Source organism: Jeotgalibacillus alimentarius (assembly GCF_000829445.1).
In the GTDB taxonomy this organism is placed as follows: domain Bacteria; phylum Bacillota; class Bacilli; order Bacillales; family Jeotgalibacillaceae; genus Jeotgalibacillus; species Jeotgalibacillus alimentarius.
The window spans coordinates 155,366-179,463 of the sequence record NZ_JXRQ01000030.1 but is presented as its reverse complement, the minus strand read 5'-3'; the positions used below and the strand labels follow the sequence as shown (position 1 = coordinate 179,463).

General features: G+C 44.3%; 23 protein-coding genes. 21 read left to right on the top strand and 2 right to left on the bottom strand.

The window, feature by feature from the left end; all coding sequences use genetic code 11:
* Positions 1 to 71: 71 nt before the first annotated feature.
* On the bottom strand, positions 72 to 1,418 hold the full coding sequence (dnaA, locus tag KP77_RS17325) for a chromosomal replication initiator protein DnaA (protein ID WP_041123996.1): 1,347 nt from the start codon (positions 1,416 to 1,418) through the stop codon (positions 72 to 74).
* An 842-nt stretch (positions 1,419 to 2,260) separates the two neighbouring features.
* Here dnaA and rpmH point away from each other — a divergent pair.
* The 11 genes from rpmH to KP77_RS17275 all read left to right on the top strand — a co-directional run bounded on the left by rpmH (position 2,261) and on the right by KP77_RS17275 (position 13,089).
* Positions 2,261 to 2,395 carry a 50S ribosomal protein L34 gene (gene rpmH / locus KP77_RS17920; protein ID WP_082029149.1) on the top strand — a complete coding sequence of 45 codons (135 nt, stop codon included), beginning with the start codon at positions 2,261 to 2,263 and terminating at the stop codon, positions 2,393 to 2,395.
* A 72-nt stretch (positions 2,396 to 2,467) separates the two neighbouring features.
* A complete protein-coding gene (rnpA, locus tag KP77_RS17320) occupies positions 2,468 to 2,824 on the top strand; it encodes a ribonuclease P protein component (RefSeq protein WP_041123995.1) in 357 nt (118 codons plus the stop codon).
* Positions 2,825 to 2,910: 86 nt separating this feature from the next.
* On the top strand, positions 2,911 to 3,678 hold the full coding sequence (spoIIIJ, locus tag KP77_RS17315) for a YidC family membrane integrase SpoIIIJ (protein ID WP_041123994.1): 768 nt from the start codon (positions 2,911 to 2,913) through the stop codon (positions 3,676 to 3,678).
* Positions 3,679 to 3,693: 15 nt separating this feature from the next.
* Positions 3,694 to 4,314 carry an RNA-binding cell elongation regulator Jag/EloR gene (gene jag / locus KP77_RS17310; protein WP_041123993.1) on the top strand — a complete coding sequence of 207 codons (621 nt, stop codon included), beginning with the start codon at positions 3,694 to 3,696 and terminating at the stop codon, positions 4,312 to 4,314.
* Between the two features lie 759 nt (positions 4,315 to 5,073).
* Complete coding sequence (gene mnmE / locus KP77_RS17305; protein WP_041123992.1) at positions 5,074 to 6,456, top strand: tRNA uridine-5-carboxymethylaminomethyl(34) synthesis GTPase MnmE; 1,383 nt, start codon at positions 5,074 to 5,076, stop codon at positions 6,454 to 6,456.
* Between the two features lie 423 nt (positions 6,457 to 6,879).
* A complete protein-coding gene (mnmG, locus tag KP77_RS17300; protein WP_041123991.1) occupies positions 6,880 to 8,772 on the top strand; it encodes a tRNA uridine-5-carboxymethylaminomethyl(34) synthesis enzyme MnmG in 1,893 nt (630 codons plus the stop codon).
* A 20-nt stretch (positions 8,773 to 8,792) separates the two neighbouring features.
* Positions 8,793 to 9,533: a 16S rRNA (guanine(527)-N(7))-methyltransferase RsmG gene (rsmG, locus tag KP77_RS17295; RefSeq protein ID WP_041123990.1), complete on the top strand. Its 741-nt coding sequence runs from the start codon at positions 8,793 to 8,795 to the stop codon at positions 9,531 to 9,533.
* A gap of 36 nt (positions 9,534 to 9,569) precedes the next feature.
* Positions 9,570 to 10,436, top strand: coding sequence for a nucleoid occlusion protein (gene noc, locus KP77_RS17290; RefSeq protein WP_041123989.1), 867 nt, complete (start codon positions 9,570 to 9,572; stop codon positions 10,434 to 10,436).
* 291 nt (positions 10,437 to 10,727) lie between these two features.
* Complete coding sequence (locus KP77_RS17285) at positions 10,728 to 11,489, top strand: ParA family protein (RefSeq protein ID WP_041123988.1); 762 nt, start codon at positions 10,728 to 10,730, stop codon at positions 11,487 to 11,489.
* The gene (locus tag KP77_RS17280) at positions 11,482 to 12,324 is read left to right on the top strand and encodes a ParB/RepB/Spo0J family partition protein (protein ID WP_041123987.1); all 843 of its coding nucleotides are present in this window, start codon (positions 11,482 to 11,484) and stop codon (positions 12,322 to 12,324) included. Before KP77_RS17285 ends, KP77_RS17280 begins: the two co-directional genes overlap by 8 nt.
* A 33-nt stretch (positions 12,325 to 12,357) precedes the next feature.
* A complete protein-coding gene (locus tag KP77_RS17275) occupies positions 12,358 to 13,089 on the top strand; it encodes a DUF554 domain-containing protein (protein ID WP_041123986.1) in 732 nt (243 codons plus the stop codon).
* Here KP77_RS17275 and yyaC read toward each other — a convergent pair.
* The gene (gene yyaC / locus KP77_RS17270) at positions 13,031 to 13,648 is read right to left on the bottom strand and encodes a spore protease YyaC (RefSeq protein WP_052474395.1); all 618 of its coding nucleotides are present in this window, start codon (positions 13,646 to 13,648) and stop codon (positions 13,031 to 13,033) included. The genes KP77_RS17275 and yyaC overlap by 59 nt on opposite strands.
* Before the next feature lie 254 nt (positions 13,649 to 13,902).
* Here yyaC and KP77_RS17265 point away from each other — a divergent pair, with 254 nt between their 5' ends.
* The 10 genes from KP77_RS17265 (at position 13,903) to rplI (ending at position 24,027) form a co-directional block, all read left to right on the top strand.
* The gene (locus KP77_RS17265) at positions 13,903 to 14,796 is read left to right on the top strand and encodes a mechanosensitive ion channel family protein (protein ID WP_041124032.1); all 894 of its coding nucleotides are present in this window, start codon (positions 13,903 to 13,905) and stop codon (positions 14,794 to 14,796) included.
* 11 nt (positions 14,797 to 14,807) lie between these two features.
* Positions 14,808 to 15,005: a DUF951 domain-containing protein gene (locus tag KP77_RS17260; protein WP_041123985.1), complete on the top strand. Its 198-nt coding sequence runs from the start codon at positions 14,808 to 14,810 to the stop codon at positions 15,003 to 15,005.
* Between the two features lie 181 nt (positions 15,006 to 15,186).
* Positions 15,187 to 16,287, top strand: a complete 1,101-nt coding sequence (gene ychF, locus KP77_RS17255) for a redox-regulated ATPase YchF (RefSeq protein WP_041123984.1) — start codon at positions 15,187 to 15,189, stop codon at positions 16,285 to 16,287.
* Between the two features lie 451 nt (positions 16,288 to 16,738).
* Positions 16,739 to 17,029: a 30S ribosomal protein S6 gene (rpsF, locus tag KP77_RS17250; RefSeq protein WP_041123983.1), complete on the top strand. Its 291-nt coding sequence runs from the start codon at positions 16,739 to 16,741 to the stop codon at positions 17,027 to 17,029.
* Between the two features lie 70 nt (positions 17,030 to 17,099).
* Complete coding sequence (ssb, locus tag KP77_RS17245) at positions 17,100 to 17,615, top strand: single-stranded DNA-binding protein (protein WP_041123982.1); 516 nt, start codon at positions 17,100 to 17,102, stop codon at positions 17,613 to 17,615.
* Positions 17,616 to 17,660: 45 nt separating this feature from the next.
* The gene (gene rpsR / locus KP77_RS17240) at positions 17,661 to 17,897 is read left to right on the top strand and encodes a 30S ribosomal protein S18 (protein ID WP_039812930.1); all 237 of its coding nucleotides are present in this window, start codon (positions 17,661 to 17,663) and stop codon (positions 17,895 to 17,897) included.
* Between the two features lie 505 nt (positions 17,898 to 18,402).
* Positions 18,403 to 20,418 carry a methyl-accepting chemotaxis protein gene (locus KP77_RS17235; RefSeq protein ID WP_052474394.1) on the top strand — a complete coding sequence of 672 codons (2,016 nt, stop codon included), beginning with the start codon at positions 18,403 to 18,405 and terminating at the stop codon, positions 20,416 to 20,418.
* Positions 20,419 to 20,588: 170 nt separating this feature from the next.
* Positions 20,589 to 21,527, top strand: a complete 939-nt coding sequence (locus KP77_RS17230; protein ID WP_041123981.1) for a YybS family protein — start codon at positions 20,589 to 20,591, stop codon at positions 21,525 to 21,527.
* Between the two features lie 77 nt (positions 21,528 to 21,604).
* Positions 21,605 to 23,584 carry a DHH family phosphoesterase gene (locus tag KP77_RS17225; protein ID WP_041123980.1) on the top strand — a complete coding sequence of 660 codons (1,980 nt, stop codon included), beginning with the start codon at positions 21,605 to 21,607 and terminating at the stop codon, positions 23,582 to 23,584.
* A complete protein-coding gene (gene rplI, locus KP77_RS17220; protein WP_041123979.1) occupies positions 23,581 to 24,027 on the top strand; it encodes a 50S ribosomal protein L9 in 447 nt (148 codons plus the stop codon). Before KP77_RS17225 ends, rplI begins: the two co-directional genes overlap by 4 nt.
* The last annotated feature ends 71 nt before the right edge of the window (positions 24,028 to 24,098 follow it).

Here is a 24,098-nt window from a genome sequence, read left to right as displayed (position 1 = left end):
GCTATGCAGGTTTTCCACATGTGAATAAAATGTGTTCAGACCTGTAACGGCTATCCACACTTATCAACAGATTATTTCTGCAGGGAAGATTTGATTTCCTTAATCTCATGCTTCAAAGAATCATCTTCAACGAGTAATCTGGAGATTTTTTCGTGCGCATGAATAACAGTTGTATGATCACGCCCGCCAAATTCCTCCCCGATCTTCGGTAAAGAGAAATCGGTGAGCTCTCTCGAAAGATACATGGCAATCTGACGCGGGAACGCAACTGTCTTCGTTCTTTTCTTCGCTTTAAAGTCTTCAAGCTTCACGCTGAAATGCTCCCCGACTGTTTTCTGGATATCCATAATCGTAATCACTTTCGGTTTTGAGCTTGGCATGATATCTTTCAGTGCTTCAGCTGTCAGGTCCGCATTAATATCCTTGCTCACTAAAGACGAGTACGCAACAACGCGGATCAGCGCGCCTTCAAGCTCACGGATATTGGAATCGATCTGATTGGCAATATAAAGCATCGCTTCATTCGGGATATCGAGTCCTTCAGCTTTTGCTTTTTTACGTAAAATAGCAATTCTTGTTTCAAGATCAGGCGGTGTAATATCAGTAATCAGACCCCATTCAAAGCGCGAACGCAGTCTGTCTTCAAGTGTCGGAATTTCTTTTGGCGGCCGGTCACTGGAGATGACAATCTGTTTGCTCTCCTCGTGAAGTGTATTAAAAGTATGAAAGAATTCCTCTTGCGTTTGTTCTTTACCGGCCAAAAACTGAATATCATCTATTAAGAGAACATCTACGTTGCGATATTTATTGCGAAAATCCACCGCTTTATTGTCACGGATTGAATTAATAAACTCATTTGTAAATTTCTCTGAAGACAAATAGACAACCTTCGCATTCGGATTATGTTCAAGTACATAATGCCCGATCGCATGCATTAAGTGCGTCTTTCCAAGACCCACGCCCCCGTAGATAAAAAGCGGATTATAAGCTTTTGCCGGTGCTTCAGCAACAGCCAGTGATGCTGCATGCGCAAAGCGGTTACCGGATCCGATAACAAACGTATCAAATGTGTACTTCGGATTCAGCATGCTCTTTGACCATTCCTGCTGGTCATCGTCAACAACCGGCCTCTTTGGCGGTGAAGTAAGATCGAAATCATCTTCATCCTGATTTTGAGGAATAATGAATTTCACCTTCAGCTCTTCACCGGTGACTTCTTTTAATACACCGCCAATCAGCTGGGTGTAGTTTCCTTCAAGCCAGTCACGCGCAAACTCATTGGGTGCGGTAACAGTCAAAACATCCCGCTGCAGCGAAAATGCCTTAGTTGATTTCAGCCAGGTCTCAAAGCTTGGCTTACTGATTTTTTTCTCCATATCTTCGAGTGCGCGATTCCACAAATCCGTGATATTTTCCAACTAAATGCCCCCTCCTTTTACGATTATTTTTCGAGAAAAACATTCTCAAAATGAAATATTCATATATATACATCATCATGAATAACGAAAAAAGCCGAATTCGTGATGTATCGACAATATTCAGCAGCTGTGGACAACTTTTTACATGCATGTGAAAATGTTTATCCACAGGCTATCCACATTTGTGGATAATATAAATCTGTTAAAAAGTTATTCAGAGTGAAAACACAACTATAATATCAAATAAAACCAATCAGTGCAATGCTTGATCATATTTATCCACATCCCCTTCAACACGTGGATTCCAACTATCCACAAGGGATGAACATGTGAAAAAGGTGTCGATAAGCGTTGTGGATAATTTTTTTGCGTCTAATTGGCTGTGCAGAGTTATTAACAGATTGAGAGAATTTGAATCTGATAAAGATGGTATTCAGAAGTGGCGGGAAAATGAAAGGATCCTGGAGATGATGAAAATATTTTTAACAGCGGTATTTAATTAGTTATTCTTTCTTCTATAATGAAGTGGATATTATTTCGGGACAACACGATGATTTGTATGTTACATGCGGCCGTTTTCGTGTCACCAGCTATTGCGCTGTGATCATTAACTTCAGCTAGAAAGGTCATATCATTCCCTTTCTATAGTAGAAACATCAATGTTCCTTACAGAAATTGATCATTTTTTCATTTTTCTATTGAATGCGCACGCATGGGGTGTTATGATATAGTGGTTGCACGAATCAGACATTGACAATAACGACTTATCGTCGCTATAATGACTTAAAATGTTTTAGAGTTCTGATCATAGATATCATGATCTTTTTAGGAGGTGTCTTACTATGAAACGTACATTCCAACCAAATACTCGTAAAAGAAGTAAAGTACACGGATTCCGCGCACGCATGAGCACGAAGAACGGACGCAAAGTTCTTGCTCGCCGCCGTCAACGTGGACGTAAAGTATTGTCTGCTTAAGACCACTGATTCCACTCAGTGGTCTTTTTTCGCTTAAATACCGAAAAAATATCTAAAATTGTGGGTGGCGTAATGAGAAAAGAGCAGAGAATCAAAAAAAATCCTGAATTTCAGGCGGTATTTAAAAAAGGAACATCAATGGCCAACCGTCAGTTCGTGCTCTACCGCCTGAAAAAGCAGGATCAAACTATGTTCAGGCTTGGCCTGTCTGTCAGCAAAAAAGTTGGCAATGCAGTCATGCGTGTCCAGGTAAAACGATATATCAGACAGGTTTTTCTGGAACTGTCAAATGAGCTGGACCCCTCTTACGATTATGTTGTGATCGCAAGAAAGCCGGCAGCTGATTTGAATTTCCATGAAACGAAAAAAAGCCTGACACATGTGATGAAAAAAGCACGTGTGCTTAAAAGTGAAAATTCTAAGAAATAACGCCTTTATTTGACTAAACGTGTTACAATAACGGGTGGTTATGAGATTTTTTAAGAATGAAAAGATAGACAGGGAGGAACATATTCGTGAAGAAGAAGCTCTTTCCCTTTATGATGTTTGCGGTCGTTGCTGTTTTCCTTGCAGGTTGTACGGAAATCGATCAGCCGATCACATCAGACAGTGAAGGGATTTGGAATAGCTATTTTGTGTATCCACTATCTTGGCTGATTACACAGGTAGCTGAATTTTTTAATGAAAACTATGGTCTCGGAATTGTTGTCGTTACACTTTTAATTCGTTTTGTACTGCTGCCACTGATGATCAAGCAGACAAAAAACACAAAGCGTATGCAGGAAATTCAGCCTGAAATGATGAAGTTACGTGAACAGTATTCTTCAAAGGATGCTCAAACACAGCAAAAACTTCAGCAGGAAACAATGGCGATGTTCCAAAAACACGGAGTAAACCCGCTTGCCGGCTGTTTCCCGTTATTGATTCAGATGCCGATTCTGATCGCATTTTATCATGCGATTGTAAGAACGACAGAAATCGCCAATCACAATTTCTTATGGTTCGACCTTGGTGAGACGGATCCATTCTTTATTTTGCCGATTGTTACTGGTTTAACGACATTCCTTCAGCAAAAAATCATGATGGCCGGAAACCCGGCAGGTATGAACCCGCAGATGCAGATTATGCTATATCTGATGCCTGTTATGATCGCAGTATTTGCTTTCATCTTCCCAACTGCCCTTTCACTTTACTGGGTAGTCGGTAACGTCTTTATGATTGTGCAGACATTACTCATTAATGGTACATTCAAGAAAAAAGATGAAGTGGAAAGCTCAACTTGATAGGAGGGGCTGTATGTGAATGAGGAAATCACGCTGACTGGTGCAACGGTGGAAGACGCTGTTTCTGAAGCGCTTGTAAAGCTTGGCATTTCCAGAGAGCGTGCTGAAATTTCAGTGCTCGATGAAGGAAAAAAGGGTTTTCTCGGGCTCGGATCACGACCTGCAAAAGTGCAGGTGATCCGAAAAAGAGATGCAATTGAAGAAGTGGATCGCTACTTAAAGGATATTGCCCGTCAGATGGATGTTGAACTCTCAACATCTGTCCAGCGGGAAGGAAAAACCGTTACAATATTGCTTGAAAGTGAAAAAGTTGCACTGTTGATCGGCAAACGCGGACAAACGCTAAATGCGCTTCAAGCGCTTGCCCAGCTGATTGCAAACCGCTACACAGATCAATTTGTTACAATCGTGTTAGATGCAGAAAATTACCGTGAAAGAAGACGCGTCACGCTCAGCCAGCTTGCTGAACGCAAAGCAGAACAGGCAGTCCGGACCGGTCGTCCTGTAAAGCTCGAGCCGATGCCATCTTTTGAACGGAAAATCATTCACAGTACGCTATCGTCAAGACGTGATATTGAAACTCATTCAGAAGGGCGCGACCCTCACCGCTATCTGGTGATCACTGCTAAATATTAATAAAAATCAGCTGTCTTATGGCAGCTGATTTTTTTATGGGAATCGTTTCGCTGCGCTTCAGGCGGATGCTTTCCTGGATGAGCCGTTTTGTGGCTCCATAAGACCTCCTCACCTTCGGTTGCGGGGTCTCAGCTTCCCTCTATTCGTCCCGGAGTCACCGCCTTCCGCTCCGCTACACTGAGAATGCAGTCATAAAGCATGTTTTACAATTTATCTTTTAAAAAATAGGTTCTGTTAAAGGTGGCTGTTGATTTCCGCTGCAGGGGGAACGCTTTCCGCAGGGCGTGCGGTGAGCCTCCTCAGCTTCGCCTGCGGGGTCTCACCTGTCACGCTTCTCCTGCTGGAGTCGTCCCCCTTCCGCTGCAATCACCAGCTGTGCTAAAACAACATCGTTCTTTAACATAGCTAAAAAATAAAATAATATTATGGTAAATATTTAAAAATAATATAAAAATTTTATTGTTAAATATATTGAGGTATTACCCTATCTTCATAGTTGGATGGCTCAGCGCCCGGTCACGGAAAGATTCAACGGGAGAAGAAAACATCAGCCAACTTACACAAATTATTTAAATAAATTACGTTATCCACATGTGAATAACCATCTTAAATACCATACATTGTGGATAATGCCAACTGATTTTCTTTTTTTTAATGCAAAAGTATGGTATTCTAATGATTTAGAGAGTATATAACCGAGGCCTTCTGTGCGGAAGGCCCTTCTTAATGTATATAGAAAGAAAAACGGGGTGACATGTTATGGAGTTTGACACGATTGCAGCAATATCAACGCCAATGGGTGAAGGTGCGATCGCAATTGTCCGGTTGAGCGGTGATGAGGCTTTCAAGATTGCTGACCGAGTATATAGAAGTGGCGGGAAGCAGCTGCAGTCTGTCCCATCCCACACCATTCACTACGGTCATATTGTGGACCCGAAAACCGATGAGACCATTGAAGAAGTCATGGTGTCAGTCATGAAGGGACCTAAAACCTTTACGCGTGAAGATGTAGTTGAAATTAATTGTCACGGCGGTGTTGTGAGTGTAAACCGCGTACTTCAGCTGCTGCTGCGTGAAGGTGCCAGGCTTGCTGAGCCTGGTGAATTCACCAAGCGCGCATTTTTAAATGGACGGATTGACCTGTCTCAGGCGGAAGCAGTAATGGATCTGATCCGCGCCAAGACAGATCGTGCGATGAATGTCGCAATGAATCAGATGCAGGGAAGGCTGTCGCGTCTTGTGCAGTCGCTGCGTCAGGAGATCCTCGAAATTTTAGCGCAGGTGGAAGTAAATATTGATTATCCTGAGTATGATGATGTCGAGGAAATGACATTGAATATGATGATGGAAAAATCACAATACGTACGAGATGAAGTGGAGAAGCTGCTGAGAACATCAGAACAGGGGAAAATTCTGCGTGAAGGCCTCTCAACCGTGATTATTGGCAGACCGAATGTCGGAAAATCTTCCTTATTAAATAGTCTTGTGCAGGAGAATAAAGCAATTGTAACGGATATTCCCGGCACGACACGTGATGTAATAGAAGAGTATGTAAATGTCAGAGGTGTTCCACTCAAACTCGTTGATACAGCCGGGATCCGTGAAACAGAAGATATTGTCGAGCGGATTGGTGTGGAACGGTCGCGCCAGGTTTTAAAGGAAGCGGATCTGATTTTACTTGTGTTAAATCACGGTGAAGAGCTGTCTGATGAGGATCGCAGGCTGTTTGAAGCGGTCACTGGTATGGATGTGATCGTGATTGTGAATAAAACGGACCTTGATCAGGCAATTGATCTGGATGAAGTAAAGCAGCTGTCAGGTGATCACAAGCTTGTGACGACTTCCCTTTTAAAAGAGCAGGGTGTAGATGAGCTTGAAGAAGCGATTGCTTCATTATTCTTTGACGGGGCAGTCGATCTTGGTGACGGCACATATGTATCAAACAGCCGCCACATTGCACTGCTGCATCAGGCACTGCAGGCGATTGAAGAAGCGATTCAGGGTGCTGAGATGGGGACACCGGTTGATATGGTGCAGATTGATCTGCGCCGTACGTGGGAGATCCTTGGTGAGATGATCGGTGATACTGTTCAGGAAAGCCTGATCGACCAGCTATTCTCGCAGTTTTGTCTTGGGAAATAATATAGATTATAGTAACTGCTACCCTGTGTTTCAGGCGGACGCTTTCCGCAGGGCCGGCGGTGAGCCTCCTCGGCTTCACCTGCGGGGTCTCACCTGTCCGACTTCTCCTGCTGGAGTCGCCGCCTTCCACTCCGGCTAGCGCAATTTCTCTTCCGATCAGTCAAGTGATATAAAACTGACCCAACTTTATAAGGGTGGTTTATTTTAAAATATAGTTATCTGAATCAGTGTTAAATAGATCATCTATTTAATTGCAACTAGCTGATTGGAGCGTAAGGCGGGGACTCCGGCGCGAAAAGCGTGACAGCTGAGGCCCCGCAGAGCTTCAGCTCGAGGAGGCTCAGCGCACGCCGCGCGGAAAGCCTCCGCCTGAAGCGGAAATCAGCGGCACTGATTTAGTTAAAAAGGAGGACATTCATCACTATGGTGAAAAAATTTGAGGCAGGAAATTATGATGTAATCGTCATTGGTGCCGGTCATGCGGGTGTGGAAGCGGGTCTTGCTTCTGCACGAATGGGTGCAAAAACGCTCATGCTGACTATAAATCTTGATATGGTGGCATTTATGCCATGTAACCCTTCTGTCGGCGGTCCGGCAAAGGGCATTGTTGTCCGTGAAATTGACGCACTTGGCGGTCAGATGGGACGTACAATTGACCAGACGCATATTCAGATGCGTATGCTGAATACGGGAAAAGGGCCTGCTGTGCGTGCGTTACGTGCCCAGGCTGACAAAGTACTTTATCAGCAAATGATGAAAGAAACGATTGAAAATGAACCGAATATGACGCTGCTTCAGGGAATGGTTGAAGAACTGATTATTGAAGATGGCGAATGCCACGGCGTTATTACTAATACAGGCGCAACATTCCGCGCAAAAACGACGATTATCACAGCAGGCACGTTCCTGCGTGGCGAAGTGATTATCGGAGATCTGAAATATTCAAGCGGTCCTAATAACCAGCAGCCTTCAATTGGTCTGGCAGATCATATGAGAGCGCTTGGCTTTGATGTCGTCCGTTTTAAAACAGGTACGCCGCCGCGTGTAAATAGTTCGACGATTGATTATACGAAAACTGAAATTCAGCCGGGCGATGAAACGCCGCGTGCATTCAGTTATGAAACGACAGAATTTATTACGGACCAGCTGCCATGCTGGCTGACGTATACAAATGCTGAAACGCATCAGATTATTGATGATAACCTGCACCGCTCAGCGATGTATTCAGGTATGATTAAAGGAACAGGGCCGCGCTATTGTCCATCTATTGAAGATAAGGTGGTCCGTTTTAACGATAAGCCGCGTCACCAGATTTTCCTTGAGCCTGAAGGCCGTAACACAAAGGAAGTCTACGTGCAGGGTCTATCAACAAGTCTGCCAGAAGATGTTCAGCAGCAGATTCTTTCAACGATTCCAGGTCTTGAAAATGCACAGATGATGCGTTCAGGCTATGCGATTGAATATGATGCGATGGTGCCGACACAGCTGTGGCCGACGCTTGAAACGAAAAAGATCCGCAACCTTTATACTGCAGGTCAGATCAATGGAACGTCAGGCTACGAGGAAGCAGCAGGACAGGGTCTGATGGCCGGTATTAATGCTGCGCGCCGTGCATTTAATAAAGAAGAAGTAATTTTAAGCCGCTCTGATGCGTATATTGGGGTACTGATTGATGACCTTGTGACAAAAGGGACAAATGAACCGTACCGTCTGCTGACGTCACGCGCTGAATATCGTCTGCTTCTACGCCATGATAATGCCGATTTAAGATTAACAGATGTCGGTCATGAGATCGGACTGATTTCAGAAGAGCGCTACAGCCGTTTTAATGCGAAAAAAGAGATGATTGATGCGGAAATTAACAGGCTGAAAGAAGTCATTATTAAGCCGAATGAAGCGACTCAATCACTGCTTGAAGAAGCAGGCAGCTCTGCTTTAAAAGACGGAATTCGCGGAACAGACCTTTTAAGAAGACCGGAAATCACGTACAATCATATTAAAGCATTAATACCTGCAGAGACTGAGCTCCCGGGTGATGTAGAGGAGCAGGTCGAGATTCAGGTGAAATATGAGGGTTATATCGAAAAATCTCTTCAGCAGGTTGATAAGCTGAAAAAGATGGAGAATAAAAAAGTTCCAGAAGGCATTGATTATGATGCCATTACCGGGCTTGCTTCAGAAGCAAGACAGAAGCTGCACGAGGTTCAGCCGCTGTCGATCGCCCAGGCTTCACGCATCTCCGGAGTAAATCCGGCGGATATCTCAATTTTACTTGTCTATATTGAACAGGGTAAAATTGCAAAAGTATCCGGTTGAATGATCTAAAGGAGACCAATATGACAGAACAGCAGTTTTTCGAACAGCTAAAAGCAAATGGCATTACGTTAAGTGACGGGCAGCTTCAGCAGTTCAGGCAGTATCATGAAATTCTCGTTGAATGGAATGAGAAAATGAATCTGACCGCGATCACTGACCGTGAAGAAGTATATTTAAAGCATTTTTATGACTCTATCACAGCGGCTTTTTATGACTCTATCACAGCGGCTTTTTATGTTGATTTTACAAAGCCGCTCAGTATTTGTGATGTAGGAGCGGGCGCAGGTTTTCCGAGTCTTCCGATTAAAATCTGCTTCCCGCACCTGAAAGTGTCAATTGTGGATTCATTAAATAAACGAATTACGTTTTTACATCACTTAGCAGATGAGCTGAAGCTGACTGATGTACACTTTTACCATGACCGCGCTGAGACTTTCGGCCAAAACGCTGCACACCGTGAACAGTATGACCTGGTGACTGCCCGTGCCGTTGCCAGACTTTCTGTGCTGTCAGAGCTTTGTCTGCCGCTTGTCAAAACAGGCGGGCATTTTGTAGCGATGAAGGGCGCAGGCGCTGCTGATGAACTTGAGCAGGGTGAAAAAGCGCTGAAGCTTCTCGGAGGCAAAAAGTCAGCCGAATATGCTTTCACGCTTCCTGAAGAAGAAAGTGAACGATCGGTTATTGTCGTGGAAAAAACAAAATCTACACCTAAGAAGTATCCAAGAAAGCCGGGAACACCGAACAAATCTCCGCTTTCATAATGGCGTTTAGTTTTTCACAAAGGGTGGTGTGTCTTGATGAAGACTCCGTTTTCACGGATCTTTGGCCTTGGTGATAAGGACGAGCCTGTTTCGCCTGAAACCACGGAAGAAAAAGAAGTAAACCAAGAAGAAGTTAAACAAATTGATATTCATCAGATCAAACCGAACCGTTTTCAGCCGAGAACGATTTTTGATGATGAAAAAATAGATGAGCTGGCAAGAACCATTCATACACACGGCATTATTCAGCCAATCGTGGTACGCGAAAGCGGAGACGGTTCCTATGAGATCATTGCCGGTGAACGCAGATGGCGCGCGATGAAGTCACTTGAATGGGAAACCGTTCCTGCCATCGTCAAAAATATGAGTGATACTGAAACAGCATCTGTTGCTTTAATTGAAAACCTTCAGCGTGAAGAACTTTCTCCCGTGGAAGAAGCAATGGCTTACCAAAAGCTCCTGGATCTTCATGAATTGACACAGGAAGCCCTGGCTCAGCGCCTCGGAAAAGGTCAGTCGACGGTCGCAAACAAGCTGCGTCTTTTAAAGCTGCCTGAATTTGTACAGGAAAGCATTATTCAAAAACAGATCACTGAACGTCATGCGCGTGCACTGATTCCATTAAAAAATGCTGAGCTGCAAAATAAACTCGCAGCAGATATCATCGAACTGCAGCTGAACGTCAAGCAAACCGAACAGCGCGTGCAGAAGATGCTTGAATCAACTGAGACAAAACCGAAGCCAAAGCGAAAAGCATTCAATAAAGACATGCGGATTGCTGTTAACACAATCCGTCAGTCGCTCAATATGATCTCTGATTCCGGGATGAAGCTCGATTCCAAGGAAGAAGAGTATGATGATTACTATCAGATTACGATTAAGTTGCCAAAGAAAAAGAAATAGATTGAGAGAAAGCCCGCTGATTCTGGCGGGTTTTTATTTTTGGATGGTGGGTGGTCGTATGGAGGCTGATGATGGTCGTGTTTTGCCCTGTGATGGTGCGATACACCCGGGTTTGTGGTCGTATCAGCGCCTGCAGTGGTCGCGACAGCAGAATTGATGGTCGTATCTGCAGATGTGATCACCCCATCCGCTTCATAAGCAACCCCTCTACTTTTTCAACAAATCTCTGTTAAAATAAACATAATATTTTCATAGACCGAAGCATTCACAAAAAGGGGACGGGTGACACGAATGGGGAGAATGATTGCGATTGCGAATCAAAAAGGCGGCGTGGGTAAAACGACGACGTCTGTTAATGTCAGTGCATGTCTTGCTTATTTGGGAAAGAAAGTGCTCCTGGTTGATATGGATCCTCAGGGCAATGCAACGAGCGGAGTTGGCATTAACAAAGGGGACGTCGATGAGAGCATCTATGATGTGCTCATTGAAGACGTACCAGCGAAAGATGTGATCAGAGGAACATCAGTTGAAAATCTGTATGCCATACCTGCAACGATCTCTCTTGCAGGAGCGGAAATAGAAATTGTTTCGATGGTTTCCCGGGAAATAAGATTAAAAAAAGCACTTGAAGAAGTCCAGTCAAAGTTTGATTTTATCATTATTGACTGTCCGCCTTCACTCGGGATGCTGACAATTAATGCACTGACCGCCTCAGATGCCTGTATCATTCCGGTACAGTGTGAGTACTATGCGCTTGAAGGCTTGAGTCAGCTGCTCAGTACAGTGCGGCTTGTCCAAAAGCACCTGAACCATCATTTACTCATTGATGGTGTGCTGCTGACGATGCTTGATGCGAGAACGAACCTGGGCATTCAGGTCATCGCTGAAGTGAAAAAATATTTTCAGGACAAAGTATATCATACAATTATTCCAAGAAATGTAAGGTTGAGTGAAGCGCCGAGTCACGGCTTGCCGGTTATTTTATATGATCCGAAATCAAAAGGTGCTGAAGTCTATCTTGAATTGGCAAAGGAAGTGATTAAAAATGGCTAAAGGATTAGGTAAGGGTGTTAATCATATTTTCAAAGATATGTCGCCAATTGAAGATGAGCATGTTCAGCAGCTGTCTGTAAAAGATATCAGGCCGAACCCTTATCAGCCGAGAAAAATCTTTGAAGAGGCACCGCTTGAAGAACTGACTCAATCCATAAGAGAACATGGCATTCTTCAGCCTGTCATTGTACGGAAAAGTCTGAAGGGATTTGAAATCGTCGCCGGAGAACGCAGATTCAGAGCGGCTCAGGCAGCCGGGCTTGCCCATGTTCCTGCAGTCGTCCGCGATCTGACTGAGCGTCAGATGATGGAGCTCTCTGTACTTGAGAACCTTCAGCGTGAAGACCTCACGCCGGTTGAAGAAGCCAATGCGTATCAGACGCTGCTTGATAAACTCCAGATTTCACAGGAAGAACTCGCAGAAAAAGTTGGTAAAAGCAGACCGCATATCGCCAATCATCTGCGCCTGCTTCATTTACCTGAAGGCATTTTGGAAAAACTGTCATCAAAAAAACTGACGATGGGTCACGGCCGTGCGCTTGCCGGAGTGAAAAATGCTGAAACAGCTAATCAGCTGGCAGAAAAAACAGTAAGTGAAGGCCTGAATGTCCGTCAGCTGGAGAAACTGATTCAGGATATAGGCCCTGCGCGCAAAGACAAGCCGAAAAAGCAGACTGATCCTCATTTAAAACATCAGGAAACTGTGTTGAGAGAACGGTTTGGCACGAGCGTGGCGATCAGGAAAAATAAAAATAAAGGTAAAATCGAAATTGAATTTATGTCTGAAGAGGACCTTGAACGGATCTTATCGTTACTCGGAGATCACGAAGAGTAATCTGTAACACATGCAGAAATGAGGGGGTTTGGCTTGGTATTGCTGGGGACGCTTGTTAATGGACTATTGATTATCGCAGGCACGCTGATTGGAAAGCTGCTGCATAGAATACCGGAGAAAATGAAAGCGACCATCATGTCAGCGATCGGACTTGCGGTGATTGTACTTGGCCTGCAGATGGGGCTTTCAAGCAACAACTATCTGATTGTCATCATCAGTCTGGTGCTTGGTGCGGTTATCGGTGAATGGATGGCGCTTGATGATAAGCTGAATGCGATGGGCAGATGGATTGAGAGAAAGGTTGGAACAAATGGGGAGACAAGTATCTCACAGGGGTTTGTCACAGCGACACTGATCTTTGTCATTGGCGCAATGGGTGTGATCGGTGCGCTGGATTCAGGACTTCGCGGTGATCATCAGGTGCTTTTTACGAAATCCATCATTGATGGTTTTGTATCAATTATCCTCACCTCAACGCTTGGAATCGGTGTATTATTTTCTGCGATTCCAGTTGTCCTTTATCAGGGAGGGATCGCGCTTTTTGCCACGCAGATTGACCGTTTCGTGCCCGAACTGTTAATGGATCAGTTTATTGCCGAAATGACGTCAGCAGGCGGCATTATGATTTTTGCAATCGGACTGAACCTCGTCGGGATTACAAAGATCCGCGTAGCCAACCTGCTGCCTGGAATTCTGATTGTCGGTCTCATTGTAACAATTGTTCATTTATATGAATCGTATGGACTGCAGCTAATCTCTTTCTGAAAAGAATATTGGAATAGTGAATGGCATCTGTAATGCGTGAAGCCATTTCATTTACAAGATACAGCCTCGTATTCTGAAGCATCGCATGCTCCATGAATCCGCCGGCGTTGACGATACCGGTTATATGCATATCACCGATCGGCGGCAGCTGCTTCTGAACACCTGCCCCAGGGAAAATCGGACCTTCTCCTACTTCAATATAGCCAATATTGCGGTACTGGCCGAGACATGCATCAATTGCTACAACAAATGCATCCTTGTAGTCTGTACTGATTTTTTCAGCGGTTTCTTCGAGGTTAAGAGCATGGACAGGATCCTTTAAGGTTCCGTGCAGCTCGAAAAATGGCAGTTTTCTCTTTTCAAGAAGTGACCCTGTCAGCGGACCGAGTGAATCCCCTGTCGAGCGGTCAGTTCCTATACATACATAGACAATCGGACGATCAACAGGATATTTTGAAGCAAGTGTTCTTGCCAGTCTGTGTGGTGTCATATGGTCCTCTAAATGACTGCGGCAGCTCGTCTGTGTAAATTGGCTCGGGGGAATCGCTTCGTTCATCATGCCAGCTCCTCTCACTTCTACAGTATAGGCTGTTCTTTATTTTTTATTCTGTTTATTCATTATATAATACATTTTGTTCTTTTTAAAGAACAAAATGTTTTTTCTTCTTATAAGTTGGAGAAAAAATTGAACGCTGATAAAATAAAGGTTAATTGAAAGTGATTTTTAATGAAAAATAGGAAGTGATTTTTTTGAAATATGCAGCACCTGATACAAATGAAACGCCGATTGAAGAGGCGGTTGATATAGGCGCTATGGCTGAAGCCTGGAATTCAATCGTTGCTTACTTAACAGATGAAGCGCGATGGATTGAAATGGGTATTATCATGCTCAGAATCATTCTCATCATTGTCGTTGCAGGCATTGTCGTCCGGATCGTCAAAAAATTGATCGAAAATGTCTTTAAAGTGCGGGCGCGCGGACCGGTTCAGGTATCTGCAAGACGTGAAAATACACTATTGAAATTGCTGCAAAATGTAGTATCCTACGTGGTGTATTTTGTAGCGATTCTTGCCGTGCTTTCCGCTTTTGAAATTGATGTACGCGGCCTGATTGCCGGAGCCGGGGTTGTCGGCCTTGCGATCGGTTTTGGTGCACAGAACCTTGTACGGGACGTGATTACCGGATTCTTTATTATTTTTGAAGACCAGTTCTCTGTCGGTGATTATGTGAGAATCGGTCAGGCGGAAGGGCACGTGGAAGAGATCGGCCTCCGCACAACGAAAATAAAAAGCTGGACTGGAGAGCTTCACATTTTCCCGAATGGCAATATTACTGAAGTAACAAATTATTCTATCCATAACAGTGTAGCTGTCGTGGATATCAGTATCGCCTATGAAGAAGACGTGTCGGCAGCAGAACAGGCGATCCGTGAATTCTGTGACGGTCTTGAAGGAAAGTATCCGGAGATTGTCATGAAACCTGAATTGCTGGGCGTTCAGACACTTGGTGCATCTGAAGTCGTTATGCGTGTCATCGCAGAAACGCAGCCAATGAAACACTGGTATATCGGCCGTGAATTAAAACGCGAGATCAAACATTATCTGGACGAACGCGGCATTGAAATTCCATTCCCGCGTATGGTGATGTATTCAAGAGAAGAAGCGGGCAAACTTCAAACAGATATGCAGGCGAAAGTTAAGAAATAGGAGGGTGTGTCATGGAAGAGAAAGAATTTGGACTGAATGATGTAGTGGAAATGAAAAAACCTCACCCTTGCGGCGTCAACCGGTGGAAAATCATCCGTATGGGGATGGATATCCGGATAAAATGTGAAGGCTGTTCACACAGCGTCATGATCCCGCGCCGGGAATTTTCACGTAAAATGAAGAAAGTGCTTGTAAAGCACGAGGAATAAAACAGCGAAGGACCCGTATGGAATCATATTTGATTTCATACGGTTTTTTTGATGGCACGTGTGATGGGGGCAGCGCCGGTCCTCTTGTATTTAACCCGGGAACTCTATATAATTGTGTGAGGTTTGTATATGACACGTCACATGAATATGTTTTCAATAGAAGATTCAAGGAGTGAACGAAATGGCTTTAACAGCTGGAATCGTGGGCTTACCTAACGTTGGGAAGTCTACTTTATTTAATGCAATTACAAAAGCAGGTGCTGAATCTGCTAACTATCCGTTCTGTACAATCGATCCGAACGTCGGGATCGTAGAAGTGCCGGATCCGCGTCTGACAAAGCTGACAGAGCTTGTTGAACCGAAAAAAACAGTTCCTACTGCATTTGAATTCACTGATATCGCAGGAATTGTAAAGGGTGCAAGTAAAGGTGAAGGTCTGGGTAACAAATTTCTTTCACATATCCGTGAAGTAGATGCAATCGTCCAGGTTGTGCGCTGCTTTGCAGATGATAATATTACACACGTTTCAGGAAAAGTGGATCCGATTGATGATATCGAAGTCATCAACCTTGAGTTGATCTTAGCTGACCTGGAAGCTGTAGATAAGCGTATCGCACGTGTTGCGAAAATGGCGAAGCAGAAAGATAAAGATGCTGTCATCGAAATGACTGTGCTTGAAAAGCTGAAAGAAGCATTTGAGAATAATCAGGCAGCAAGAACAGTTGAGTTAAATGAAGAACAGGCGAAGCTTGCAAAAGGCATGCACCTTTTAACAAGTAAACCGATGCTTTACGCTGCAAACGTCGGTGAAGATGAAATCGCTGATCCTTCAGATAATGAATATGTACAGCGCGTACGTGAATTTGCGAAAGAAGACAATGCAGAAGTAATCGTTGTCTGTGCAAAAATTGAAGAGGAAATTGCTGAGCTTGATGAAGATGAAAAAGCAATGTTCCTTTCAGAGCTTGGCATTGAAGAGTCAGGACTTGATCAGCTGATCCGCGCAACATACGATCTGCTTGGTCTTGCGACTTACTTCACAGCCGGTGTTCAGGAAGTCCGCGCATGGACCTTCCGTCACGGCATGAAAGCACCTCAGTGTGCGGGCGTTATCCATACCGACTTCGAGCGCGGCTTCATCCGTGCAGAAACGGTTTCTTATGACGACCTGATCAATTCAGGCGGGATGGCTCCGGCAAAAGAAGCTGGTAAAGTACGTCTTGAAGGTAAAGAGTATATTGTGAAAGACGGAGATGTGATTCACTTCCGTTTTAACGTATAAAAATGTTTGCCCCCGGCTTAGAGATGCCGGGGTTTTGTTTTTTGTAAGAGAGAAGCACCGGCGGGGTAGGTCAAATTTCACTAAAGAGCGAAGGTTTACTGTTAAGCGTCGAACATGTGCATCATTACGCTGAACATCGTTTGCTGAACCTCGAATCTGCAGTGCCGAACGTCGAACATCACCGGTTTTACGCCGAACCATCATCACATGCCACCTCTACAGAAACCCCCTCCTCTCCAACTGGACATCCCGTCCCCAATCCGTTACAATAAAATAAGAACAAATGTTCTATTTCTGTTTGGGGAAGAACAGAATCTCAAAATCTTACTGTCACCCTTGTCCTATAGATTTCACTGTGCTATAATATATCCTTGTGAGTAATATAATTTGTTTATTACTCCTTGTCTCCTGACAGCAGGAGGCCGCATAGACCATAAGGAGGTGAAAACCGATGAGAAAGTACGAAATTATGTACATTGTCCGTCCAGATGTTGATGAGGATCAGAAAAAAGCTGTAACTGAGCGTTTTGAAGAAATCCTTACTTCAAACGGAGGAGAGATCATCGAGTCAAAAGAGTGGGGTAAGCGTCGTTTCGCTTATGAAATCAACGATTACCGCGAAGGATTCTACCAGATCGTTAAGTTGAACTCAGGTTCTGAGGCTATCAACGAATTCGACCGTCTGGCTAAAATCAGCGATGATATCGTTCGCCACATGACTATTCGCGAAGAAGAAAACTAATCTCTAAATATAAGCTTTATGTAATGGCTGGCATCTGCCGGCCTGCGCAAACACAAAGGAGTTGGTTCTGATGATGAATCGGGTCGTATTAGTCGGTCGATTAACGAAGGATCCGGATTTGCGCTATACGCCAAGCGGTGTAGCAGTCGCAACTTTCACACTCGCTGTTAATCGTGCTTTCACGAACCAGCAGGGAGACCGTGAAGCGGATTTTATTAACTGCGTTGTATGGAGACGTCCAGCAGAAAACGTAGCGAACTTCCTTAAAAAAGGAAGCTTGGCAGGCGTTGATGGACGTATTCAGACACGAAGCTACGAGAACCAGGAAGGCAAACGCGTGTATGTCACTGAAGTGAATGCAGAAAGTGTTCAATTCCTGGAGCCGAAGAATGCTTCAGGCGGCCAGTCCGGCGGCGGAAGCTACGGAAGCAATCAAGGGTATCAGGACAATAACAACTTCGGTCAGAATCAACCGCGTGAAAACCAAAACAACCAGAACAATCAGAACTACACAAGAGTGGACAAGGACCCATTCTCAAATGACGGTCAGCCGATCGACATTTCAGATGATGATCTGCCATTCTAGGAAGTGTAGAACCATAAAATCTTAAAAAAGAAGGAGGGGAATCCCATGGCAGGAGGACGCAGAGGCGGTCGTCGTCGTAAGAAGGTGTGTTATTTTACTTCAAACGGTATTACACACATCGACTATAAAGACGTTGATCTACTAAGAAAGTTTATCTCTGAGCGTGGAAAAATTCTTCCACGTCGTGTAACTGGAACAAGCGCTAAGTATCAGCGCAGACTGACAGTTGCAGTTAAGCGCGCACGTACAATGGCACTACTTCCATTCGTATCTGGCGAATAATGAAATCAAGCTGTTTCGGCCCAGCCGAAACAGCTTTTTTATATGATTGGCTTTGTTAAAGTCGAATGTTGTTTTAGCACAGCTGTTGATTGGAGCGGAAGGAGGACGACTCCAGCAGGAGAAGCGTGACAGGTGAGACCCCGCAGAAGCGTAGCTTCGAGGAGGGATGATTGAACCGGAGCCAAAAACCGGCTCATGCGGAAAGCGTTCCCCCTGAAGCGGAAATCAACAGCCACCTATAACAGAGCTATATGATTAAGTAATTACTTTCCTCATTCATTTTTCCTTCTACATAACTTCCTAAAAGTATCTCCAGTGGATATTTCATGAAAAAATACTACTTTATACCTTTAAAAAATTATATATTTGAAAATTATCTTTATTTATTGAGACATACGAACTAATTTATTTCTCTTTCCCCCTTCAACTTTATATATATTATCCGATGTATATGTATAGGGTAGAAATAGCTGTGATATAAATTTAGCATGATGGGGTGAATTGAGTGAAACTGAAATCTATCAAGACTAAATTAATTTTAACAACTTCAATTGTACTTATTGCTGCATTTGCAGTACTGCTCAGTTTAACCGGCTGGCAGCTTCATGACCGGACTCAGGAAAATGTGCTGAGTCAGGCAGAAGGAATTGCAGGCGAGCTGCAAAATTCCACAGAAACATTCCTTGATCAATATGGTCGCAGTATTGAGCAGGTGGCATCTACAACTACAGCTATTCAATACGCAGAAGCTGCGCTTGAAGATGGTGATGCAGCAGCAACAAACGAACTTGAACAATTACTCGAAGAATATCTGACCATCTATTCAGATCCTTCTTCAATTTATGTGGCAGCTGACAATGGTTCATTATTGATCTCACCTTTTGTTGATCTGCCGGCAGACTTTGACGCGACAACGCGTGACTGGTATCAGCAGGCAGCTGCTGAGCCGGATGCAGTTATCTGGAGTGAGCCGTATATTGATGAAGCGACTGGAGAATATGTCATCACTGCAGCAAAGGCGATTCAGGATGGCTCACAGCTGATCGGTGTCGTAGGAACGGATGTAAAGCTTGGCGATTTGACGACAAAGCTTGGTGAGACACAGATTGGTTATAACGGTTATCCGTTTGTTCTTTCAGGTGAAGGGATTGCGATTGTACACCCGACGCTTCAGAGTGAAAATCTGATGGAGCTTGATTTCATCCAGGACCTGTTTGCTCAAAACCAGGAAGCAGGACGCGTTGATTACACGTATAACGGATCAGATAAATTAATGGTTTACTCTACTGCAGGTAATACAAACTGGAAAATCGGTGTTGCTTTCGATGAATCTGATATTATAGCGGAATCACTCTCGATTGTGACGTTACTGCTTATTATCGGGATCGTTACTTTGATTGTAGCAGCGGTCATCATGTCAATTGTGGCAAGCAGGTTCTCAAAGCCGATTGTAAGCTTAAAAGAGTCTGTGCGTGAAGTTGCTAGCGGTGACTTAAGCACACGTGCACATGTAAAGTCTGATGATGAAATTGGCGAACTGGCAACTCAATTTAATCAGATGGTTGATAATATGAATAGCATTTTAACGACTGTAAAGCTCTCTGTGAATGAAGTGCGCGGCTCTGCTGAAGGCTTAAGTGCTGTGGCGGAAGAAACGAATGCATCGAGTGAACAGGTGGCGAGTGCAGTAAGTGATATTGCTGATGGCGCAACGCAGTCTGCTGAAGAGGCAGATGAAGCGAACCGTCAGTCGCAGACGCTTGGTGAAAAGATCAATGCGATCTCAGAGCAGTCTAAGCAAATGTCTGAAGTGGCTAGTGAAGCAGGCAGTGTGAATGCGAGCGGAATCAGTCAGATGAAGCAGCTGAAAGAATATCACACGTCATCAACTGAATTCATTCAGTCAATGGAATCTGTCATTAGAGACCTAGAAAATAAAGTACAGACAATTGAATCTGTCATGGCTACCATTACTGAAATCTCTTCCCAGACGAACCTTTTAGCGCTGAATGCTTCAATTGAAGCGGCGCGCGCAGGTGAGCATGGTAAAGGGTTCGCAGTTGTTGCAGACGAGGTCAGAAAGCTTGCTGAGCAGTCTGTACGTGCGACTGATGAAGTGAAGCAGACGATTGCTGATATTCAGGACAGCTCGAAGCGTGCTGTTAATGAAATGGGACGCACGAAAGAGAACTTTGACAATCAGTCAGTCGTCGTTGAGCAGACAAATGAGATTTTTGATCAGATGTCTGATTTCATGGGTACGATGGAAACATCTATTTTAGCTGTGTACCGTGAAATCCAGGATGTATCTGCAAGCAAGGAAGCTGTATCACGTGTCATTCAGGAAATGGCTGCAATGGCAGAAGAAACAGCTGCATCCTGTGAGCAGGTGGCGGCTTCAACTGATGAACAGGTAAGAGCGATTCAGACCGTAACTGAATCAGCTGAAAGATTGAGTGAGCTGAGTGATGACCTGCAGCAGGCAGTCAACCGGTTCCAGCTTGATGAGCAGCAAAGTTAATAGTAAAGTCCCTGAATCTATTGTGATTCAGGGACTTTTTTCAAATTCATCAATCCAGTGAACGGCAAGGCCTGCAAATTGGTCGGGGCGGTGGGCTGACGGTTGAAGCGGGCCTGTCAGACAGATAAAATGAGTATGATGTCCTGATTAGAAAAGATAGAGGTGTACGAATGAACAATTCAAATACATTAAGGCTGACAGAAGGTGCGATGATGATCGTTGTCTTTACATTGCTGCTTCTGATCGCGAATTATATACCAGTGCTTGTCCTTCCGGTGTCATTAGTCATGACGCTGCCATTTATGCTGTACAGCATCAAACACCCATTGCGCTACTCCCTTATCCTTATTGCAGCTGCGATAGGGGTAACGGGCATTGTCAGCGGGTTTTTATCTGTTTTTGCAGCACTTATCTACGGTACAACAGGTGTTACGATCGGCTGGATGATCCAGCAGGGTAAAAGTAAACTGGCTGCGCTTGCCGGGGGTACAATTGCTTTTATTGCCAATATGCTTTTACTGTATCTGGGTGCCATCTTATTGTTTGGCATCAATCTCATTGATGGACTGTTTGTGATCATCAATGAATCTCTTAATCAGTCTCTTGATATGGTAAGCGGGATGGGGAGTGATGTAACTGAAGTTGGAGAATCGATCAGACAAAGTCTCCAGGTGTACGAATTACTCTTTCCAACGCTGTTTATTGTGACTACTTTCATCTTTATGTGGTTTGTATTCCTGATCAGCTTCCCGATTGCAAAGCGGCTGTTAAAAAAGGAGCTCCCGTCATTTGAGCCGTTCCGCAATCTGTCATTGCCGAAAAATGTCATCTGGTATTATCTGATTGTTCTTTTGACTACGCTGATTGCAACGCCTGAACAGGGGACAACGTTTGCTTTTATGCTCGTTAATCTCCAGCTTGGATTCGAACTGTTAATGATCTTTCAGGGATTGGCCTTTATTCATTTTTACGGTCATTTAAAAGGCTGGAATAAGGGGCTTTTGGTGATTTTGACCATTTTAGGCGTATTGATCAATCCATTAACGCGAATTTTAGGTATAATAGACTTAGGTTTTGATTTACGAAAAAGGATCAGTGTGAAGAAGTAAAATCACACTTTTCTTTAAAACGGATAGAATAGAGCATATATCATGCAAACGGGAAAACCGTTTTGGGAGCTGAAAGCATGCCAACATATTTTCAACACCGGATCTTACGCCGGCTGCTGCTGGGGCTTACACTGATTGTTCTTATCACTGTAGCAGTATTGTTTTTATACAACTGGATGTTTGCCGTTGGTACGCTGATTCTTGCAGTGCCGGTTCTGTGGTACGCTTTTGTATTTGAAAAGCGCTTTTTCAACGATACAGAAGACTATATATCCACACTGTCCTACCGGGTCAAAAGAGCAGGCGAAGAAGCACTGATGGAGATGCCGGTTGGGATTCTGTTATATAATGACGATTTTTATGTGGAGTGGGCGAACCCTTACCTGGCCGCTTTTATTGAAGATGGCACGATGATTGGCCGTTCTTTATATGACGTGGCTGATGTATTGGTGCCGGTGATTAAGAAAGAAGGAAGCGTTGAGGAGACGGTCTCCTGGCAGGGACGGATCTTCCGGATTATTCATAAGCAGGATGAAAAGCTGCTGTATTTCTTTGACGTGACAGAACAGTCTGAAGTCGAAGAGCAGTATGCAGCGGACCGTACTGTGATTTCTGTTATTTTCCTGGATAACTATGATGAATTAACGCAGGGAATGGATGATTCAGCGCGCAGTAACATTAACAGTGCTGTCACCACTTTACTGAATCAGTGGGCAACAGAGCACGATATTTATGTCAAAAGGGTCTCCTCTGACCGTTTTCTCGCAGTGATGAATGAGCGTATTCTGCGTGAGCTTGAACATGAAAAATTCACGATTCTGGATTCGATCCGTGATATGACTTCGAAACAGAATGTGCCGCTGACGCTTAGTATCGGTGTGGGTTCAGGTGCTGAAACACTGCCGGAACTCGGACGTCAGGCACAGTCGAGCCTTGATCTGGCACTTGGCCGCGGAGGCGACCAGGTCGTCATTAATCAGGCGAACGGCAAAGTGAAGTTCTACGGCGGAAAGACGAATCCGATGGAAAAACGCACACGGGTGCGTGCACGCGTGATCTCTCACGCACTGCGCGAATTAATTGTCAGCAGTGATAAAGTGATTGTCATGGGACATAAGCGTCCTGATATGGATGCAGTCGGTGCAGCAATCGGTGTCAGAAAGATTGCACAGATGAATCAGCGGGAAGGCTTTGTCGCACTTAATTTCACAGAAATCGACAGCGGGGTTAACCGTTTGATTGATGAGATTAAAACGAAGCCGGATCTATTTTCACATATGATTACGCCTGAAGAGGCGCTTGATATGGTGACAGATGATACGCTGCTTGTCATCGTGGATACGCACAAGCCGAGTCTTGTCATTGAAGAAAAGCTGTTGAATAAAGCGGAAAAAGTCGTTGTCATTGATCATCACAGACGCGGTGAGGAATTTATTGAAAACCCGCTTCTTGTATATATGGAGCCTTATGCTTCTTCAACGGCTGAACTGGTCACAGAATTACTTGATTATCAGCCGAGAACAGAGAAAATCACAATGCTTGAAGCGACCGCACTGCTTGCTGGTATAATAGTGGATACGAAAAGCTTCACGATGCGTACAGGATCCCGGACGTTTGATGCGGCTTCCTATTTAAGAACGCTTGGCGCGGATACAGTGCTTGTTCAGCAGTTCTTAAGAGAGGACGTCACTACGTACGTCGAGCGGGCACGCCTGGTTGAAACCGTTACATTCTACAAGCACGGGATGGCGATTGCTTTTGGTGAAGATGACAGGGTACACGATTCTGTGATCATCGCTCAGGCAGCTGATACACTTCTGCAAATGGAAGATGTTGCAGCATCATTTGTCGTTGCGTTCCGTGATGAAGGAGTAGTCGGCATCAGCGCGAGATCCCTCGGCACTGTCAATGTACAGCTGATCATGGAAAAGCTCAATGGCGGAGGGCACCTGACGAATGCAGCAACCCAGCTCAAAGGTGTCACCATTGATGAGGCTGTAGAGCAGCTGAAGCAGGCAATTAACGAACACATCGAAGGAGGAACTGAAGAATCATGAAAGTAATTTTTCTACAAGACGTAAAAGGTAAAGGTAAAAAAGGCGAAGTAAAAAACGTTGCAGATGGTTATGCACACAACTACCTTCTGAAAAATAATCTGGCTGCTGAAGCAAACGCGGGAAATGTCAGTCAGTTGAATGCCCAAAAGAAAAAGAAAGAGCAGGAAGCACAGCAGGAGCTTGAAGAAGCGAAGCAGCTGAAGGCGAAAATCGAAGAACTGACAGTTGAACTGACAGCGAAATCTGGAGAAGACGGCCGCCTGTTCGGCTCAGTTACATCTAAGCAGATTGCAGAAGAACTGAAAAAAACGCACGGCATTAAAGTCGACAAGCGTAAGATCGAACTGAGCGATGCGATCCGTTCACTCGGCTACACAAATGTACCGGTAAAAGTTCATAACGATGTAACCGCTACTGTAAAGGTTCACGTAACAGAGGAATAAATTAGGGTCTTCTGAAAACAAATGTATCCATGATATACTATGACCAAATAGAAACAAATAAACATGCCGGG